General features: G+C 28.9%; 22 protein-coding genes. 4 read left to right on the top strand and 18 right to left on the bottom strand.

Annotation, left to right across the window (positions count from 1 at the left end; all coding sequences use genetic code 11):
* Nucleotides 1-5: 5 nt before the first annotated feature.
* The 11 genes from ACLR9T_RS06065 to ACLR9T_RS06015 all read right to left on the bottom strand — a co-directional run bounded on the left by ACLR9T_RS06065 (nt 6) and on the right by ACLR9T_RS06015 (nt 7,389).
* Complete coding sequence (locus ACLR9T_RS06065) at nt 6-926, bottom strand: dihydroorotate dehydrogenase (RefSeq protein ID WP_413108640.1); 921 nt, start codon at nt 924-926, stop codon at nt 6-8.
* On the bottom strand, nt 919-1,674 hold the full coding sequence (locus tag ACLR9T_RS06060; RefSeq protein ID WP_413108639.1) for a dihydroorotate dehydrogenase electron transfer subunit: 756 nt from the start codon (nt 1,672-1,674) through the stop codon (nt 919-921). Before ACLR9T_RS06060 ends, ACLR9T_RS06065 begins: the two co-directional genes overlap by 8 nt.
* An 8-nt stretch (nt 1,675-1,682) precedes the next feature.
* Entirely contained in the window at nt 1,683-2,951 is a 1,269-nt protein-coding gene (locus ACLR9T_RS06055) for a dihydroorotase (RefSeq protein WP_413108638.1), read from the bottom strand.
* The gene (locus ACLR9T_RS06050; RefSeq protein WP_413108637.1) at nt 2,944-3,816 is read right to left on the bottom strand and encodes an aspartate carbamoyltransferase catalytic subunit; all 873 of its coding nucleotides are present in this window, start codon (nt 3,814-3,816) and stop codon (nt 2,944-2,946) included. The genes ACLR9T_RS06055 and ACLR9T_RS06050 overlap by 8 nt, the downstream gene beginning before the upstream one ends.
* A 146-nt stretch (nt 3,817-3,962) precedes the next feature.
* Complete coding sequence (gene coaD / locus ACLR9T_RS06045; protein ID WP_413108636.1) at nt 3,963-4,445, bottom strand: pantetheine-phosphate adenylyltransferase; 483 nt, start codon at nt 4,443-4,445, stop codon at nt 3,963-3,965.
* 4 nt (nt 4,446-4,449) lie between these two features.
* Complete coding sequence (gene rsmD / locus ACLR9T_RS06040; protein WP_413108635.1) at nt 4,450-4,998, bottom strand: 16S rRNA (guanine(966)-N(2))-methyltransferase RsmD; 549 nt, start codon at nt 4,996-4,998, stop codon at nt 4,450-4,452.
* An 8-nt stretch (nt 4,999-5,006) separates the two neighbouring features.
* Nucleotides 5,007-5,354, bottom strand: a complete 348-nt coding sequence (locus ACLR9T_RS06035) for a YlbF family regulator (RefSeq protein WP_413108634.1) — start codon at nt 5,352-5,354, stop codon at nt 5,007-5,009.
* Nucleotides 5,355-5,360: 6 nt separating this feature from the next.
* On the bottom strand, nt 5,361-5,543 hold the full coding sequence (locus tag ACLR9T_RS06030; protein ID WP_413108633.1) for a YlbE-like family protein: 183 nt from the start codon (nt 5,541-5,543) through the stop codon (nt 5,361-5,363).
* The gene (gene ylbD, locus ACLR9T_RS06025) at nt 5,533-5,835 is read right to left on the bottom strand and encodes a spore coat protein YlbD (RefSeq protein ID WP_092352189.1); all 303 of its coding nucleotides are present in this window, start codon (nt 5,833-5,835) and stop codon (nt 5,533-5,535) included. Before ylbD ends, ACLR9T_RS06030 begins: the two co-directional genes overlap by 11 nt.
* Nucleotides 5,836-5,867: 32 nt before the next feature.
* Nucleotides 5,868-7,130, bottom strand: coding sequence for an FtsW/RodA/SpoVE family cell cycle protein (locus ACLR9T_RS06020; protein ID WP_413108632.1), 1,263 nt, complete (start codon nt 7,128-7,130; stop codon nt 5,868-5,870).
* A complete protein-coding gene (locus ACLR9T_RS06015; RefSeq protein WP_413108631.1) occupies nt 7,123-7,389 on the bottom strand; it encodes a UPF0223 family protein in 267 nt (88 codons plus the stop codon). Before ACLR9T_RS06015 ends, ACLR9T_RS06020 begins: the two co-directional genes overlap by 8 nt.
* A 112-nt stretch (nt 7,390-7,501) precedes the next feature.
* Between ACLR9T_RS06015 and ACLR9T_RS06010 the strand changes: the two genes are divergently transcribed.
* A complete protein-coding gene (locus tag ACLR9T_RS06010) occupies nt 7,502-7,723 on the top strand; it encodes a hypothetical protein (RefSeq protein WP_413108630.1) in 222 nt (73 codons plus the stop codon).
* Nucleotides 7,724-7,783: 60 nt separating this feature from the next.
* On the top strand, nt 7,784-8,353 hold the full coding sequence (def, locus tag ACLR9T_RS06005; protein WP_413108629.1) for a peptide deformylase: 570 nt from the start codon (nt 7,784-7,786) through the stop codon (nt 8,351-8,353).
* On the opposite strand, the gene ACLR9T_RS06000 is transcribed toward def, so the two are convergent.
* From ACLR9T_RS06000 to ACLR9T_RS05975, 6 genes are all read right to left on the bottom strand, one after another.
* Nucleotides 8,343-8,594, bottom strand: a complete 252-nt coding sequence (locus tag ACLR9T_RS06000; RefSeq protein ID WP_413108628.1) for a hypothetical protein — start codon at nt 8,592-8,594, stop codon at nt 8,343-8,345. The two genes, def and ACLR9T_RS06000, sit on opposite strands and share 11 nt — an antisense overlap.
* Nucleotides 8,595-8,680: 86 nt before the next feature.
* Nucleotides 8,681-9,262: a hypothetical protein gene (locus ACLR9T_RS05995; RefSeq protein ID WP_413108627.1), complete on the bottom strand. Its 582-nt coding sequence runs from the start codon at nt 9,260-9,262 to the stop codon at nt 8,681-8,683.
* Nucleotides 9,246-9,854: a hypothetical protein gene (locus ACLR9T_RS05990; protein WP_413108626.1), complete on the bottom strand. Its 609-nt coding sequence runs from the start codon at nt 9,852-9,854 to the stop codon at nt 9,246-9,248. Before ACLR9T_RS05990 ends, ACLR9T_RS05995 begins: the two co-directional genes overlap by 17 nt.
* A gap of 340 nt (nt 9,855-10,194) precedes the next feature.
* The gene (locus ACLR9T_RS05985; RefSeq protein ID WP_413108625.1) at nt 10,195-10,404 is read right to left on the bottom strand and encodes a hypothetical protein; all 210 of its coding nucleotides are present in this window, start codon (nt 10,402-10,404) and stop codon (nt 10,195-10,197) included.
* Nucleotides 10,405-10,564: 160 nt separating this feature from the next.
* Nucleotides 10,565-11,845, bottom strand: coding sequence for an O-acetylhomoserine aminocarboxypropyltransferase/cysteine synthase family protein (locus ACLR9T_RS05980; RefSeq protein WP_413108624.1), 1,281 nt, complete (start codon nt 11,843-11,845; stop codon nt 10,565-10,567).
* A 512-nt stretch (nt 11,846-12,357) separates the two neighbouring features.
* Nucleotides 12,358-12,780, bottom strand: a complete 423-nt coding sequence (locus ACLR9T_RS05975; protein WP_413108623.1) for a hypothetical protein — start codon at nt 12,778-12,780, stop codon at nt 12,358-12,360.
* 161 nt (nt 12,781-12,941) lie between these two features.
* Here ACLR9T_RS05975 and ACLR9T_RS05970 point away from each other — a divergent pair, with 161 nt between their 5' ends.
* Entirely contained in the window at nt 12,942-13,604 is a 663-nt protein-coding gene (locus tag ACLR9T_RS05970; protein WP_413108622.1) for a hypothetical protein, read from the top strand.
* A 57-nt stretch (nt 13,605-13,661) separates the two neighbouring features.
* The gene (locus tag ACLR9T_RS05965; RefSeq protein WP_413108621.1) at nt 13,662-14,900 is read left to right on the top strand and encodes a 6-phosphofructokinase; all 1,239 of its coding nucleotides are present in this window, start codon (nt 13,662-13,664) and stop codon (nt 14,898-14,900) included.
* Between the two features lie 36 nt (nt 14,901-14,936).
* Here the strand turns inward: ACLR9T_RS05965 and ACLR9T_RS05960 are convergent, their stop codons facing one another.
* Nucleotides 14,937-16,253, bottom strand: coding sequence for a PLP-dependent aminotransferase family protein (locus ACLR9T_RS05960; RefSeq protein ID WP_413108620.1), 1,317 nt, complete (start codon nt 16,251-16,253; stop codon nt 14,937-14,939).
* Between the last annotated feature and the right edge of the window lie 66 nt (nt 16,254-16,319).

Here is a 16,319-nt window from a genome sequence, read left to right as displayed (position 1 = left end):
TTAAATTACTTAAATTTATGAGAACGTCCTACTATATCATTAATATCTGCTATACCTAGTTGATTAAGTAATGGTTCTAGATCCTCAATAATTTTTTTACATGCATATGGATCAATTAAGTTTTGACATCCAATAGCCACCGCACTAGCCCCAGCTGACATCATCTCGATAACATCTCGAGCATTTTGGATTCCTCCCATACCAATAACTGGTATATTAACTGCCTGACTTACTTGATAAACCATTCTTAGGGCAACAGGGAAAATAGCAGGTCCAGAATATCCCCCAGTTTTATTTGCTATTATTGGTTTCCCGGTTTTTAAATCAAAACGCATTCCCACTAGCGTATTTATCATTGTAATCCCATCTGCACCTGCAGCTTCAACAGCTTTAGCCATTTCAACAATATCTGTAACATTAGGTGAAAGTTTAACATAAACAGGTACTTTTGATACTTCTTTAACGCGTTTTGTTAAATCCGCAGCCATTTCAGGATTTGTTCCAAATTGAATTCCCCCACTATGAACATTTGGACAAGATATATTTAATTCTAAAGCACCGACCATATCGTGCGTTGATAATCGTTTAGCAGTTTCAACGTAATCTTCAGGAGCACTACCACCAATATTTGCAATCACTTTATCATTGTATAATGGTCTTAATTTTTCTAATTCCTCATTCATTACAGCTTCAACACCAGGATTTTGCAAGCCAATTGCATTTAATAAACCACTAGGTCCTTCTGCAATTCTTGGAAGGGGATTTCCATAACGAGGTTCTAAAGTTGTTCCTTTTAACATCATTGACCCTAAAATATTAAGATCATAGAATTTTTCAAACTCATAACCAAAACCAAATGTTCCACTTGCTGGAATAATTGGATTTTTCATTTCTAGACCTGGTAAAAACACTTTTAAATTAGTCATTAACAATCACCTCATTACTTTCTAAGATTGGACCTTCTACACATATGCGCTTATATGGTCTTGTTTTAACTTTGCATGAACATCCCATACAAGCACCAAATCCACATCCCATTCGTGCTTCAAAAGATAATTGCCCATTTTCAGGGTAATTGACAGCTAATGCATCTAACATTGGTTCAGGACCACATGTATAGTAATAAGTGAACATTAAATTTTCATTTTTAATAACATCAATGACTGTTCCTTTAGTTCCTAGACTGCCATCCATAGTAGCTATATAAACTTTTGAAAATTCAGCAAACTTTTCTTGATAAAAAACATCTTTAGAACTTCCAAAACCTAAAACAGTCGTTACTTCAATTCCTCTTGAGACAAGTTTTTTACCTAAATTATACAAGGGTGGCGTTCCTAAACCACCGCCAATAAGCAAAGCTTTACCATCTTTAATCGTAAATCCATTTCCTAGACCAATTAAACAGTCTAAAAAAGTCCCAATTTTCTTATTCTTTAAAATTTCCGTTCCTTCACCAACGACTTTAAAAACAATTGTAATATGATTATCATCATAATCACTAATAGACATCGGTCTTCTTAAATAAGGCTGAAGACTGTCATTAATTTTAATATTAATAAACTGACCAGGTGCACTAATATATTTAGCCCCCTCACCTTCTAAAACCATTTCATACACATCATCAGCAATATTTTTAATGCTGATAATTTTCATCATTCCTTGTAAATTTGCCATATTATCTCCTATATTTCTGTAACTTTACCATCTAACACATGATATTTTAAAGACCCATAACACTTAGTATCAATAAATGGTGTATTAATTGATTTCGATTTAATACTCTCTTTTGTTATTACATATTCTTCCTCTAAATCAAAGACTACAAAATTAGCCTTAAGACCAACTTCAAGATCATGTTCAATACCAATTATCTTTGCGGGATTAATTGACATGCATGTTAAAACTTTCTCTAATGAAATTAAACCTTTTTTTACTATATATGTATACATTAAACTAAATGCATGTTGATTGCCGATAATTCCAAATGGAGCTTTATCAATTGGCTTATTTTTCTCTTCTATTGCATGAGGAGCATGATCAGTTGAGATAACAGTTACGCTTCCATCATTGATTCCTTCAATTAATGCATTTAAATCATCTTTACTTCTTAAAGGAGGATTCATCTTATAATTAGGATTCATATCCTTAATATTATCATCCGTTAAGATTAGATGATGCGGGCAAGCTTCACCACTAACTAATGAATTACTTTTACGAGCATCCCGCAGTGCCCAGACTGTTTCTTTAGTTGAAATATGACAAATATGATAACGATTACCAATTTCTTCAGCTAATTTCAAATCTCTAACTGCATGATTATATTCTGAAGCATTATTAATTCCTACTAAGCCATGATTTTTAGCATAATTACCATCATTTATACATGCACCAGGTTCAAGTTCAGCTTCATCTTCGCAATGAGCTACAATTATCGAATCATTAGCTTTAGCTGCTTTCATTGCAGCTTCCATCATCTCTTTAGATTGGACACCTTTACCATCATCTGAAAAACCAACTACAATATCTTCCTTACTATTAATATCAAAGTTTACTAGTTCTTCTCCTTTTAAACCTTTTGTAATCGCACTATAAGTATATGTATGAATCTTAGCATCTTTTTTTACTCGATTTTCAAAATCTCTAATTGTTTCAAGATTATCCATACAAGGAATCGTATTAGCCATAGCTACTAAATGTGTATATCCCCCATATTTTGCTGAATTAGTCCCCGAAGCAATCGTTTCTTTATATTCAAATCCTGGTTCTCTTAAATGAACATGAATATCTACAAAACCAGGAGTTAATAATTTTCCCTCTAAATCAATTATTTTATCGGCCTGACTTATATTCTCTTTAATTTCAATAATAGTTTCATTTTCAATTAATATATCTAACTTCTGTAATTTACCATGATAAAATACATTACCATTTTTAAATAGTATCTTAGTCATCACTTAATACCCGATTCAATAATGCCATCCTTACAAAAACACCATTAGCCATTTGTTTAAAAATTCGACTTTGTTTACACTCAACAATATCATCAGCAATTTCAACATTACGATTAAACGGAGCTGGATGCATTATTATTGCCCTTTCTTTCATTTTATTTACTCTTTCCTGGTTTAATCCATACAACTGATGATATTGATCAGTTGTTAATTTCATTAAATCATGATGTCGTTCATGCTGGACCCTTAACAACATAATTATATCCGCTTCAGGTAAAATAGTATCAAAATCCACATAATTGTAACCTGGTTCTTCAAATTCACGAGGACCACTAGTATATACTTCCATTCCCAAACGTTTCATTATCTCATAATTACTATGTGCTACTCTTGAATGAACAATATCGCCAACAATTACGATTTTTAAACCATCAAAATGACCAAATTCCTCACGAATAGTCATTAAATCTAATAAAGACTGACTAGGATGATTACCTGTTCCATCTCCTCCACTAACTACAGGTATCTTTATTTTTCCGACTAGATCCTGATAATAGTTTTCTTTAGGATGTCTAATGACTACAGCATCACAACCTATTGATTCAAAGAATTTTACAGTATCATATAAAGTTTCTCCTTTTTGAATACTTGAATTAGTTGTATCGAAATTTTGAGTGCGACAACCTAAATTATAAGCTGCTTTATCAAAACTATAATGAGTTCTTGTTGAAGGTTCAAAAAATAAATTTGCAACTACCTTTTTTCCTTTAAAATCAACTTTTTTTCCTGCTTTAAACTCTTCTGCTTCATCTAAGATCAAATTAATATCTGTTGTTGAAAAATCATTTAATGTAAATATGTTCATCGTTTTCCTCCATAAAAAATACCTCTAACGAGGTATAATTGGGAAATAATATTTATTATACCCAGTTGATGTATCTTTTTTCTTTATTCATCATATCAAATATAGTTAATTTTGACAATTATTTTAAACATCTAAAAGAAATTTAATTACTCATATTTCTTTTGTAAAGCTTCTTCTACACAGGAAGGTACTAATCCCTCAACTCGACGTTTATGACTTACCATTTCTTTCACTGCTGAAGATGATATAAATGAATGAGACGGTTTAGTCATTAAAAAAACCATATCTACTTCTTTATCTAAATATTGATTTGAAAATGCTAATTGTAATTCATATTCAAAATCCATCGTAGCTCTTATTCCTCTAACTAAGATTCTTGAACCTACATCTTTAGCATATTCTACAGATAATTTATTTGATGAATCAATAATTACATTATCAAACTGCTTACAAGCTTTTTTTAATAATTCTTTTCTTTCATCAATACTAAAAAGTCCTTGTTTATTAGGATTAATACAAATTGTTACATATAAAATATCAAACATTCTACTTGCTCGTTCAATAATATCCAAATGTCCATTTGTTACAGGATCAAATGTTCCTGCATATACTGCAATATTTTTTTTCATATTCCTACCCCTGATATTTAAACACATTTAATGCTGTGATCCCATAATCATTCTTTTTAATTAGAATCAGTTGATCAAATGAATTAAATACAACTTCTTTTAATTCCTCAACCATAATAATACAGTTTTTATTTAACATTTCATTAGAAATTAAAAACTCCAATATTTCATCTATTAATCCTTTACCATAAGGAGGATCAAGTAAAACTAAATCAAATTTTATTTTCTCTTCACATAATCTTTTCAACGCTTTACGATAATCCAATTTTAAAACTTTTGCATTATCAATTTTTAATAACGCAAGATTATCTTTTATTACCTGAAAAGCTGCAAACTGGTTATCAACACTATAAAGATAATCACAACCCCTTGATAATGCTTCAATACCCAATCCACCACTACCTGCAAATAAATCTAATACATTTCCCCCTTGAAAATAAGGACCAATAATATTAAACATATTTTCTTTATTACGATCTGTAGTCGGTCTTGTTAAATTTGATTTTACACTCTTTAATTGTCTGCTTTTATATTTACCTGCAATTACTCTCATATGCCCTCTTATAATTTATATGGTGATAGATCTAGTTGATTTGATATATTACCAAAAACTATCTTTGTTATTTCTTCTAAAAAATCATTTAAACAATGATATTTTTGATAATAATCTAAAATATCATTGTTACAGCTTATTTGCTTTTTCAAATTCTTTATTTCTTCTTTTAGTTGACCATTATCAATATACTGATCATATTTTTTCAATTCTTCATACTCATTTAACTTATCTTGATATTCTTTTAACATAAACTCAATATCTTTTGTATGCAATTTTTTTTCGGCATTAATATATTCAAGATAACGCCGGTCTAACTTTATTTCTTTAACTAATTTATCTAATATTTCTTCCATATCCACCTACATCATCATTTCTACCATATTTATCAACATCGAAACCTGATCAATTTTATCAATAAACTGTTGATTTTTTTCATCTTTATATTCTTGAAGTAAACGCTCATATTCATGAGGATATCTAGATAAAATAATATACCATTGAGGATGATAGCGCAGATAATATCTTAGCTGCTCATTCATCATACCATTTTCTTTCTCTTTCTGGCTCTTTTTTATCTAAAAAAGTACTAGCAACATTTAAAACTTTTTCGATCGAACTTAAACTACTTGACAAAGCATTTAAATCAATATTTTTGATTATTTCAAGTAATCCGTTTAGATCAATACTACTATTAGTTTTGTATGGCTGCCAAAATTTATCATCTTTTCCATACATTACAAAAATCTCATATAATTGCTGCCAAGTATAACGACCATTCAAAACATCTTGTTTTACACTAGGGACAGTTTTCAAGAACTCTTTAAATTCATCCATAAGATCACCTAATATATTATATGTTTTTATCTTTAATCGGTGTCATATTTTTGTCGATTATGCTTAGCAATAATTGCTTGAGCAATCCCAATAGCAATAAAAGAACAAACCGTTGAGGAGCCTCCTGCTGAAATAAGTAATAGTGGTACTCCAGTCATTGGAATCAATCCAGAGACCCCTCCTAAATTAATAACAATATGTAAAAAGAAATATGAAGCAATCCCAAGTAAGATAATTCTTGATTTATTTTCTTTAACTTCATTTGAATACTTTAATAATTTAAAAATAATAATACAAGTTGGAATAATCATTAAAGCTAAACCTATTATTCCCAACTCTTCATAAATTATGGCACCAATAAAATCATTGTGCGCTTCAGGTATATACCCATACTTTTGAGTTGAGTTACCAAAACCCAAACCAAACAATCCTCCATCACTAAAAGCAATAAGTGAATTAACAAGCTGATAACTAGATTTATAAGGATCACTCATAGGATCTAACCATGTATAAATTCTTTTTAACTGGTATGGCTGTAAAACAGTAGTTCCAATAATAGTTAATATTACTGCACATACACCAATAAATGCCCAGACTATCTTTTTATACTTTTTAAAATATTGTCGCGGGGTTCCAATAAAACAAACAAAACAAATTATTACTAATATTACCGTTGTCCCAAAATCCTTTTGTACAAATAATCCTATTACCGCTGCAATAAATACTAATAACATTGGTAAAAAAACACATTTTAAAAACTTTTCTTTATAAAAAGCTGTCTTTACAGCAGAATTTTTAAAACGTCCCTTTACTACAAATGCTTTATCACTCTCAGTTAAAAAATAACTCATAATCAAGATCATTGCAATCTTCATAAATTCAGCAGGCTGAATACTAAAAGCACCACCAAATTTAATCCAGGCATGTGATCCTTTTGAATCACTCCAAAACCGACATATTGCCATTAAAACAATCCCAATCAAATATAATTTCATTGAAGCACTATAATCAATATAACGTGTTTTAAATACTCTAGCAATAAATATCATTACTACTGCCCCTGCAATAACATAAACCGTTTGTGTACACATATTTTTTATAGCCAAAGTAACTGTTTTATCTGATGATGTAACACTTCCAATTGAAGCTGAACCAATCATAATAATCCCAAAAACTGCAAGTATAAACACACTTACATAAATACCTTTATCAACTCCGCGGCTAGTAAAAAGCTGTTTAAGTTTATCAATTGCTCGTTTCATCTTTGTAACTTTTTTTCCAGACAAATTACTCACCTACTCGAATCCAATCATTTTCTCTTGATGCTTTCACTACTTGATAAATAGAATAATGAGATATTTCATAAAACTGTTTATCTAATTGTTTTTCTGCACTTTTACTATCAACGATTATTTTAAACTTACGATAAGCATTCAAAAATTCATCTTTACTTATACCTACCTCATATGCTTTCTCTACTGCATTATATAAGGCAATAACATCAATTATTTCTTCAGTTGACCAACTATAGTCTAAAGGATAGTTATAATCCATATTTACTCACTCCTTAATTTTTTTCTATTATAACGTAAAATTTATCGATTATCTACAATAACCCAGACAAAAGATAAATATTAGAATAGGATATACTAAAGGAGGTGGTAACATGAACTGCGGATTTAATTATTCTGGTTGTGGATGCAATTCTTATAGCCCATTTATCACTAACCCATTTGGATGCGGTGGATGCAACAGCTGTTGTACAATGTCTAATTGTGGTTGTGGTGGCGGATGTGGTGGATTTGGTTCTACAAATTGGTTTGCCATTGTCTTAGTAGTATTCTTACTATTAATTATTTGTGGAAATTCTAGAATTAGAGTCGGATAAAGTCTTTATTTCACCTCATTTTATGATATAATACTATCAGAATTTAAATGAGGTGAAACTATGTTAACAATGAAAGATATAATTGATGATCACAATGAAATAATTCGAGAAGTCTCAAAGGAAGTAACATTACCATTAAATGAGGAAGATAAACAGCTCTTGTTAAAAATGCATGAATTTCTAGTCAACTCTCAAGATCCCGAGATTTCTGAAAAATATGATTTACGTCCAGGTGTTGGCATTGCCGCTATTCAATTAGGAGTTCCTAAAAGAATGTGTGCTATTCATCTGTTAGATTATGACAAAGATGGAAATGTTACAAAAGTTAATGATTATGCTTTAGTTAATCCTAAAATCATTTCTTACACTGAAAAAAAGTCTTATTTAAAAGATGGTGAAGGATGTTTATCAGTAAATGATGAAATTCAAGGTTATGTGCCACGCTACGCTAAGGTGACTGTTAAAGGATATGATATATTTACTGATCAAGAAATAAAAATTGTGGCGCGCGGATTTTTATCAATCTGTTTGCAACATGAATTAGATCATTTTGATGGTACTTTATTTTATGATCACATTAATAAAGATAATCCTTTTGCACCAATAGAAAATGCTATGATTATTGATTAAAAAAACGGCATGATGCCGTTTTTTTATGTCTAAATATATAATTTAATCTATTTTTATAAAATTTATATCTTATATATACCCCTAAAATATAAATTTGGATATCAATAAATAATACAGAAATTATTAAATCACTCATAACAGAATTTGTTCTAAAAGAAGAAATAAAATTCATTATCCCTATATATAGCATAAACGCCATAAATGTTACTAATACAATTAAAAAATATTTAATCATCTTCATAAAATTCCTCTTTCAAACTACTTTCCAATTAATTTTATCATATAAATTTAGTTCACCATTTCAAAACTACTACCTAATTAATTGACTTATATAAATTTTTTATAAAAATTTATAATTAATCCTAATAATAGCATCAAAATTATAGTTACCATTAGATTATTGATTGTATAGGGATGATAAAATAAACTTATTTCTTTTACATCCACAATATAATCATAAATTATTTTCAAAACTACATCTTTAAAAATAAAAACAACCATTAAACAATTATACGATTTAAAAACACGTTTCAACATTCTATTATATACCTTACTCTCTTGATGTTTTAACAAATGCTCTAAACTGTTAATAAATAAATAGGTACTGAAAATTAAGATCATTGTTAATATAATATCACTGCTAAGTAAAATAAAATCATAAATATTATATTTTTGATGATATAAATATGCTTCATAGAAACTCATTGATAAATGGATTACTTTATCTAATAATAAATACAAATCAAAACAAATAATCAATTTACCTAAAAAACCTATACTATTGAAACGGTTATGACTCTTTGGCTGATACCAGCTCCACAAAAGTGATACTAAACAGATTAAAGCAATAATACCAATTAAGATTTCAAGATAACTAACAAGATCATAGCTTTTATTCTGCCATAACATCATCATCACCTCGATTCCAATAATTTAAACCCAAAATATTTATAAAAATCGTTACAACAATTATTGCTACTTCTGGTAACCCTAAATAAGGCAAAGCGTAGAGAAATACATCATTTGAACTGCTCGTTTGGTTATTTAAACCAAATAATTCTAATACTCTAATTATCTTAATACATAAAGGAATTATTACGGTTCTAATAATTATTAATATAGCAATTATATTAGTATTAATTGCTATTTTACGAATCACTGTTAGTGTATTTGTTTTTAAAAACATTATAATATTTTTAATAAGAAATAACATTAAAAATATTACTGACGTACTTATAAGATCATAGATAACTTTAATTATCATTTCAAAGTTACTTTCAATATTAAAACTTGCCTGATTAAACCAATATAATGATAACTCATTCCATATCGTACCTATTAATAAACCAATAGTGCTAACAATCAAAAAAAATGCAAAAATATAACGAATTTTCATTAAACTATGTCTTTTCGAAAATACTCCATTTAAACATATCACATAAATTAGCAATAAAATAACTAAAACTATATTACTAATATGATTAGCTAAAAAAGTTTGCATTAAATCACCCCGTTAGAATTATACATGATAATATTATAAATAACCAATCAAGTAGGAGGAAATAATCAATTTAATATCATTAATTATTTCCGACCTCTCGTACCACCGGGCAAGCCGTTTAGCACATAGCGGTTTAAATCTATACTAAAATATGTTTTAACTGATATTGGTTTACTAATGATGGTAGTCCTTTTTGTTTTAATAATTCAGTTGTAATCATTGGATGAAAAAACGTGCTGGCACATCGTGCATAGGACTTTCTAGTGTATTCGTTTATCCTTGCGATTTTGTATAATGAAATCAATACTAACTTTAATAACTGATAGATTTATTCAGTCCTTCACTCCATTACCATTACCATAACTTCTTCGCTACTACTACCTCTGCTGACTTCTTGTGATTCGTTGTTACTAGGATTTCTCCCTCCCGCCATATTTACATATATTAGTTTTATTGAGCAACCTCTTATAACTTCGTGTTGTTTGGCACACTCATCCCCAATATATGCCTGATATGATTCGTGTTGCTCAGACCAGAGTTTTGCCTCCATCTTCTTTCAGATTCTACCTCACGATAGACACCCTTGATATTGGCTAGTGGTTGGCAGTTGCGACATCACCCCCACAGTGGACTTTCACCACCTAGATATATGCCCATGCCCAGCATACCAAAAAAGGATTAATTGTTTTTTTACAATTAATCCCTTACACTTATATTTTAGCAAATGCTTGTTTTAAATCGGCAATTAGATCCTCAACATCTTCTAACCCAACCGACATTCTAATCGTTTCCTGTTTTACGCCTCCAGCTAAACGTTCTTCTTCCGACATTTGTGCATGGGTAGTGCTGGCTGGATGGGTTAATAATGAGCGAGAATCAGCAAAATTAGTTACATGAATAAATAACTTTATATTATTAATAACCGTTTTACCACCAGTAACACCGCCTCTTACTCCAAATGTATAAAGTCCTCCAAAACCATTAGGAAAATATTTTTTAGCTAACTCAAAATTCGGACTATCAGGTAATTCGGCATAACTTACCCATTCGACATCATCACACTCATTTAAGAATTTAGCTAATGCTCTTGCATTTTCAACATGTTTTTTCATTCTTAATGACAATGTTTCTAAACCAAGCAATGTCATATAAGCATTAAATGGTGACATACACCCACCTAAATCACGTAGTGTTTTAGCAACTGCTTTGGTACAAAAAGCTGCTTCTTTTAAATCGGCATAAACAATATCATGATATGCTTTATCAGGTGTATTAAATAATGGATAACGTGGATTATCTTTCCAATTAAAGTTACCACTATCTACAATTACTCCACCCATTACATTACCATGACCTGCTAAATATTTAGTTGTTGAATAAACAACTAAATCTGCTCCAAATTTGATTGGTTTAAATAAATAAGGTGTTGGAGTAGTATTATCGACTACAAATAAAATCCCATATTTTTTTGCAATAGCGCTTATTGCCTCAAAATCTAACATATCACCATTAGGATTACCAACTGATTCAACAAAAATTAATTTTGTTTTATCATTTATAGCTGCTTCTATCGCTTCTAAATCAGTTGGATTAACAAAATGTGTAGTAAATCCCATTCCTACCATTGTCCCAGATAATGATCCAATTGTTCCTCCATATAAATTATTTGCTGCTACAATTTCATCACCAGTTTGGCAAACAGTCATTATCAATCCCATAATTGCTGCTGTTCCTGAAGCAAATGCAACAGCCCCAAATCCACCATCTAAAGCTGCCATCCTTGTTTGTAAAGCATCTACTGTAGGATTAGATAAACGTGAGTAAAAATATCCCCCTTCTTCTAAAGCAAAAATTCTAGCTGCCTGATCAGCATCCTCAAAAGTAAAGGCATTTGATAAATATAAAGGCATTCCAGTTGCTTTAGTTGTTGCATCAGGCTTTTGTCCTGCATGTATTTGTAATGTTTCAAAACCATAGTTTTTATTATCCATTATGCTACCTCCTCAAATTGATAAAATTGTATCATAAGTGTAGTATTTTTTCCATATTAAAAGGCTATCTAACTAACCTTTATCAATTATTTTTATAATATTTAGATAAGCTTCTATATTATCATAATTATATAATCTTTCTTTTGGTAGAATTTTTAACCCAGTTTTTTTAATGACCATAAAAATCAACATTATATCTCAACTTGATATACAAATATATTTACATTCCCAACATTACCCAAAGATAATTTTATAGAATATAATATATATATTTATTTTAAACTCTTTCAACTTACACTTTAGAAAATTTTCTTAGCCTCTTGATACTATTGAGTATAACTTATTTGCCTATCAAAACCTATAATACTAAAAGTCATCAACAAAAACAGTTAAATTTGAGGCAATAATTGTTTTAGAATAAAGTTTCTAATATAAATTAATTTAAAAACATAAAAAAGCGGTTATCAACCACTTAATATATACTATTTTATGCTTCCAACATAATTATTACATTAATAATAATCTCTTACCAAATTAACCATATCTTCAACATATAATCTTGCTCCATCAATAACATTCTGGTCAATTTCTTTAAGCTGTTTGAAAGTTAATTTAAATGAGTACTGTTCACGCATTAAAGGCAAGTCTGTCTGCTGACACAATTTAATCATATTTTTCATCTTATGATCATTAATATAAAATGCATTAACTAAAGCGATATTTCGAACTTTTTGACGATTCAAATTCTTTATAAATGCTTCAAGCTGGCAATCTTTCCAAGTTGAATCATCAAAACCAATAACCATTAAATCAACACAACCACAATCATCAAAATCGTCTATTTTTTTAGCATATGTCTTAACCCATTTAGCCATTGCTTCTGCAACTGGTTTGATATGTTTTGACTTACTCGTGTACAAAATTTCTATTCTCATTTATATCACCTACTACATTTTAAATTCTTTATGTGAACTGTGTATAAACTTAATTTGATATCTCATGTTTAATATTAATTATATCACTTAATTTTTATATATTCTAGTTTTTTAATATTAGAAAATTGAGTTTGTGGCACAATAAGTATGGAGGTGAATTAATGAAATATAGAAACTATGGATTATTTATTGTTTTACTTTTTCTATTAACCGGTTGTGTTAAAGGTGATGTAAATATTCAATTTAGTGATGAAAAAAATGTATATATGGATATGGAAATATTGTTTCCAGAAAGTTTTTTTAGTAATTATAATACTTCAATTAATGAATTAAAAAAGAAATTAATTGAAAATGGATTACAAGACTGGAAAAATGAAGAATTAAAAGAATCAATTAATGGAGTTACTTACCTAGGATTAAAGGTAATTGCACCTGAAAATATCAATAAATCTCTAATGTCATTTATCGATATTAATGATAATAAAAAAAATTATCAGGTTAAAATAGATTTAAATACAATTACCGAACTATATAACACTAGTGAATTAAAAGATATTGATAATTATTCATTATCTAATTTAAAGGCTATGGGATTAGATCTTGATTTAAATATTAGTATGCCTGGTACGATCAAAGAAACAAATTTTGGTAATATTAATGATAATACAGTAAAGATAAATCTTTTAGATTTATTAACTCAAGATAAAATATCGACAATTTCAATCGTTTCTACAAACGAACAAAAAAATATTTTCCCAGTAAATTTTCTAATAATTATTAGTTTATTAGTTATTCTTTATTTTATTATAAGAAAAAGTAAGTAAAGTATCTTTTTTTTACTGTCTAAAGATGTTAGAATTAGACAGTAAAAGGAGAATAAGATGAAAAAAAGAAATTGTATTATTGGACAATCTGGAGGACCCACAATCGCAATTAATGCAAGTCTTGCTGGAATCATCCATAAAGCTAAATATAGTGAAGAATACCAAAATGTTTATGGAATGATAAATGGTATTAAAGGTTTACTAGAGAGACGTTATATGGATCTTCTAGAAGAATTTAATACTGGTGAAAAAATTAATGCATTAAAACAGACACCAGCTATGTATCTAGGTTCATGTCGGTTTAAACTTCCAACACATGAAGAAAATACAGATACATATGTTAAGTTATTTGAAATATTAGCCGAATTAGAAATTACAGATTTTTATTATATTGGTGGTAATGATTCAATGGATACAGTAATGAAGCTGGATGCATACGCTAAAAGTATCAATAGCACTATTAAGTTTATTGGTATTCCCAAAACTATTGATAATGATTTAATGGGAACTGACCATACACCAGGATTTGGCTCTGCTGCCAAATATGTAGCTTCATCAATTTTAGAAGTGGTCCATGACAGTTTAATTTATCAATTACAATCTGTTACCATTATTGAAATTATGGGTAGAAATGCTGGTTGGCTAACTGCTGCTGCTGCTTTAGCACGTAATGAGTATAATGAGGCACCTGATTTAATTTATCTACCAGAAGTTATTTTTGATATAGATAATTTTTTAGAAGATATCCGTGAGGTTTTTAAAAGAAAACGTTGTGTAGTTATTGCCGTTAGTGAAGGAATCAAAGATAAAAATGGACATTTCTTGGATGATAATTCTAAATATTTAAAAAAAGATGCTTTTGGTCATGTTTTACATTCTGGAACTGGTAAAATGTTAGAAACGATCGTATTTAAGGAATTTCAATGTAAAGTTAGAAGTATTGAATTAAATGTATTACAAAGATGTGCTATGCATATTGGTAGTAAAACCGATTTAAATGAATCATTTGTAATTGGACAAAAAGCAGTTGAAACTGCTATTGCTGGTAAAACTGGTCAAGTTATGGGATTTAAAAGAATTTCAAACAATCCTTATAGTGTTGATTATGTTTCTACTGATGTCCAAAAGGTAGCTAATTTAGAACAAAAAATTCCAACTGAATGGATCAACGAAGCTGGTAATAATATTACCCAAGAATTATATGATTATTTATTCCCATTGATTCAAGGTGAGGTACATATTAATTATCATAATGGAATTCCTGCTTATTATAGTTGTAAACATCTTAATAAATAAAAGGATTGAAAAAACAATCCTTTTATTTTTGAATAATCATGACCAAATTTTCTTTAAAATCATTGTTGCTTGATCAATATCTTGATCAAGTATTCCAGAAAATGATAAAGTGATTTGGTTATTATTATTTTTATTTACTAAAATATCATTTTCTTTTGCTATTTTAATATACTTATCAACTAAATTTTCTTCAACGGACATCGTAATTTTTAAAGCTGTTTCATATAGAACAAAATTATAATGAGGAAAAAATTTTTGTAAATTGTTTAGAAGATGTTCACTTTTATTACGATAGTGTTTTCTTAATCTTCTTAAGTGTCTTGATAATTGGCCATCTTCTATATACATTGCCAATGCTAATTGTTCTAATTTAGACGCAGTTTGGTGATAACCATTTGATTTTTTCAAAAATACTGATAATAAATTATCAGGTAAAGCCATATAACTTATTCTAATTGATGGTAAGAGTAATTTTGAAAATGAGCCAATATAAATTATGTGATCATTATCAAACTTTGCCATTGCATCAATAGGCTTAGTATTAAACTTCAACTCCCCATTATGATCATCTTCAATAATATATACATCATTCTCTCTAGCGTATTCAATAATCTCTAAACGACGTTGTTGTTTAATTGGATGACCATGATAGCCACCTGATGAGCTATTTAAATATAATAACTTTAAATTTGCTTGTCTTAAACTCTCTATTGTAATTCCCTGGTCATCAACTGGTAATTTTACAACCTGCATATGACAATCATGAAATACTGCCTCTGCCTGAGTAAATCCCCCTATTTCTATTCCTACAATGTTTTCTTTTTCAAATAAACTACAGACATGATAAAGTAAGATTTGGAATCCTGCACCAATAATATAGTTATTAACTAAATGTCTTACCCCACGATATTCATGACTATATTTTTGTAAAGCTTTCTTTAATGATAATTCTCCAAGCGGCTCACCATAGCTCATTAAATCATCGCTTTGATTAAGAGCTTTTTTTATATATTTTTTCCATGTATCAAGATTAAAACACTCGCTATCTACTAATCTTCCACTAAAATCATAGCGGTATTTATGATCATCTATTCCTACTTTATTATTAGTAATATTGTCATCAATTTCATGATTACTATATTGCACATCAACAAAATATCCTATTTTCTCTTTTGAATAAATGTATCCCTCAACTAATAATTGTAGATAAGCACTTTCTACTGTGGTCCTACTAACATCCAATTTTTTAGCCATTTTTCTAATTGAAGGAATTTTATCATTATACTTCAAATATCCATTTTGAATATCATCAACAATCGAATCATAAACTGCTAAATATTTATATTCTTTCATAAACAGTCCCCTTTATTTTTATTATAAAATACCATATTAGTAAAGACAAATAAATATAATTATAAT

This window comes from Thomasclavelia sp. (assembly GCF_047249845.1).
GTDB lineage: Bacteria > Bacillota_I > Bacilli_A > Erysipelotrichales > Coprobacillaceae > Thomasclavelia.
The sequence above is the reverse complement of the archived record's forward strand: the minus strand, read 5'-3'. Positions and strand labels throughout refer to the sequence as shown.